The organism is Mesorhizobium sp. M2A.F.Ca.ET.067.02.1.1 (assembly GCF_004023285.1).
Lineage (GTDB): Bacteria > Pseudomonadota > Alphaproteobacteria > Rhizobiales > Rhizobiaceae > Mesorhizobium.
The window spans coordinates 1-2,992 of record NZ_RZSB01000738.1 but is presented as its reverse complement, the minus strand read 5'-3'; the positions used below and the strand labels follow the sequence as shown (position 1 = coordinate 2,992).

General features: G+C 59.7%; 4 pseudogenes. 2 read left to right on the top strand and 2 right to left on the bottom strand.

The annotated features are described in order from the left end of the window. Positions 1 to 416 (top strand): annotated as a pseudogene (locus EOA28_RS30990) (IS3 family transposase); the annotation flags it as partial. A gap of 3 nt (positions 417 to 419) precedes the next feature. On the opposite strand, the pseudogene EOA28_RS30985 reads toward EOA28_RS30990, so the two are convergent. Both EOA28_RS30985 and istA read right to left on the bottom strand, forming a co-directional pair. Further along, positions 420 to 608 (bottom strand): annotated as a pseudogene (locus tag EOA28_RS30985) (ATP-binding protein); the annotation flags it as partial. Beyond that, a pseudogene (gene istA, locus EOA28_RS30980) lies at positions 598 to 2,107 on the bottom strand (IS21 family transposase). The pseudogenes EOA28_RS30985 and istA, both read right to left, overlap by 11 nt. 277 nt (positions 2,108 to 2,384) lie before the next feature. Between istA and EOA28_RS30975 the strand changes: the two are divergent. After that, positions 2,385 to 2,992, top strand: a pseudogene (locus EOA28_RS30975) (transposase); the annotation flags it as partial.

Here is a 2,992-nt window from a genome sequence, read left to right as displayed (position 1 = left end):
ATAGTCGGTCGATCGTGGCGGCCGGCGTATCCCGAGGCGTTGAAGCAGGTCGGCGTCATTGGGCTTTGCAGTGGAGAGGAAAGTGCCCAGGACGTAGCTGACCGGCTGGGCGTATGCAGACCGACGTTGTACAACTGGAAGAACCAGTTACTCGGTCATGAGGCTCCCTCATCCATGAAACGCCGCAACGCCTCTCCGCCGGCGCCGGACCGCGAGGAACTCGAGCGACAGCTTGAAGCCCTCCAACGCGATGTCCGCCAATTGCAGCTCGAGCATGATCTCTTGAAGAAGGCCAATGAACTCTTAAAAAAAAAGGCCTGGGCGTCGATCTGCCACTCCTGAGTAACCGGGAGAAGACGAGGCTGGTTGACGCCCTCAAGGATCTCTATCGACTGCCAGAACTGCTTTCCCAGTTGGGGCTGGTAGGCTGTCGATCTGACCTCGCGTTCCGCCGTCTCGGCCTTGAGCAGTTGCGACAGGATCGGAATGGCGGCTCCGAACGCAGGCGCTCCCTGTTCGGTGAGTTCGCCCACAGCTTGCGCCATGCCGTGCATCTTCAGGCTCCGGAGCATGATGACGATTGCGCCGCTGGCAGGGTTATGACGCATGGCGCACCTCCAGGACCTTCCTCAAAGCATCGTAGCGTTCGACGTTGGCTTTCGGCTCATTGGTGAGCGTCAAAGCTTGAGGAGCACTGATGGTCGGGGGCGTGAGCGATTTACCGTCGACGAGCCGATGGAGAAGGTTCAGCACATGTGTTTTGGTTGGAACGCCGGCTTCCAACGCGATCTCCACGGCCAGGAGCACAGCCTGCTCGTCGTGTTGGAGGACAAGTGCCAGGATGTCGACCATCTCCCGATCACCGCCCTGCTTCTTGAGCAAATGTTGCTGTAAATTCCTGAACGCATCGGGAAGTTCGGCGAACGGTGCTCCGTTGCGAAGGGCGCCTGGCTTGCGCTGAACGACAGCCAGGTAGTGCCGCCAGTCATAGATCGTTTGTCCTGGCCGATCATGCGAGCGATCGACGATGCGGCGATGCTCACAGACAATCAGACCCTCTGCAGCGACAACGACGCGATCCGGATAGACCCGAAGGCTCACGGGCCGATTGGCAAAGGAAGCCGGAACGCTGTAGCGGTTGCGCACCAGATGTACGAGACAGGTGGGGAGACCCGCTTGGTGTATTCGACAAAGTCGTCGAAGAGACGGGACGCCGGCATGAGGGCCTGGGCTTCCTCTGCCCAGATATCGGCAATGGTGCCGCGCATTTTTCCATGCGGGGTCTGCTGCCAGAACTCCTTGCATCGAAGCTCCAGCCAGTCGTTCAGGGCTTCCAGTGATGGAAAGCGTGGAATCGGTTGAAAGAACCGGTGCCGCGCATCCTGCACGTTCTTCTCGACCTGTCCCTTCTCCCAGCCAGACGCGGGATTGCAGAAATAGGTTCGAACAGGTAATGGCTGGCCATTGCCATGAAGCGGCCATTGACGTCGCGCTCCTTGCCGCGGCCGACCTTATCGATCGCTGTCCGCATATTGTCGTAGATGCCGCGCCGGGGAACGCCGCCAAACACACGGAATGCGTGACGTCGAAGCATCTCGTGCGTTTGCAGGAGATAGGCTCGCACGATGAAGGCCCTGGAGTAGCTGAGCTTGGTATGGGCCACCTGCAGCTTGGTGCGTTCATGGCCGATGATTGCCCAGTCCTCGGACCAGTCGAACTGGAACGCTTCCCCAGGCTCGAACCCCAGCGGCACGAATGTCCCGCGCCCTGTCGTCTGTAATTCCCTCTGCAGATCCGCTTTCCACTCCCGAGCGAAAGCAGCAACACGACCGTAAGACCCCTCATAGCCAAGGCTCAGCAGATCGGCATGAAGCTGCTTCACCGTGCGTTTCTGTTTGCGGTTCTTTTTGGCTTCCGTCCTCAGCCAGGCCGACAAACGGTCGGCAAAAGGGTCAAGCTTGCTCGGCCGCTCGGGAACCTTGAACTCCGGCTCCACGCCGCCCAATTTGCGGATGGTAATCCGCGACAGGCCGGTCCTACGGCTAATCTCACGCATCGATAGATGCTCTCGAAAATGCCAGCGTCGGATCACACTCAGTAATGCCATGTTGATCACTCCGTAGCCCCCGCTGAAAAACGCAGGGCAAGGTTCAAACATGGGTCAATTCTCGGTGGAAATATCCTATGTCGCCGGGTCAGTTCTCAGTGAAAATCAACACTTCGCCTACCACAACGGCGACGAGGCCATCCTCAAGGCCAAACGTGATCCTTCTTCAACAGATGGGGTATTGGGGTCTCGCCCGAGCCAGATTGAGGGCGGCTGCTCCTGTCGAGATGTGAGAACGTGGTCGATGTAGATTGCACAAACATCAGGAGGAGCGGCCATGAAGTATTTTGCCGGACTTGACGTGTCTTTGGAAGAGACCGCGATTTGCGTGGTCGACGAGGCCGGGCGGATCGTGAAGGAGGCGCGTGCGGCGAGCGAGCCGCAGGCGTTGATCGAAGCGTTGCGGAAAGTCGATCTGCCGCTGGAGCGCATCGGGCTCGAAGCGTGTTCGCTGACGGCCTGGCTTCACGACGGGATGTGCGCCGATGGCCTGCCGGCCATCTGCATTGAGACCCGGCAGGCCAATGCGGCGATGAAGACGATGCCAAACAAGACGGATCGGAATGATGCCCGCGCGCTGGCGCAGATCATTGCGCACCGGCTGGTATCGACAGGTGCATGTCAAGAGCCGGCAGTGCCGTCTCTGGCGATCCCTCCTCGTCGCCCGCCGCACGGTGCTGAACGAAATGCGCACCATCGAGAACGTGGTCAGGGCGATCCTGCGGGAGGCTGGCATCAAGCTGGGCACGCCGTCGCGAACCGCCTTCGCCAGTCGTGTGCGCGAGTTGGCCGGCACAGATCTGGTTGTCATGCCACTAGTCGAGCCACTGCTGATGATCCTGGCCACCATGCTGCGCGAGTTCGGGCGACTGACAAAGCAGGTCC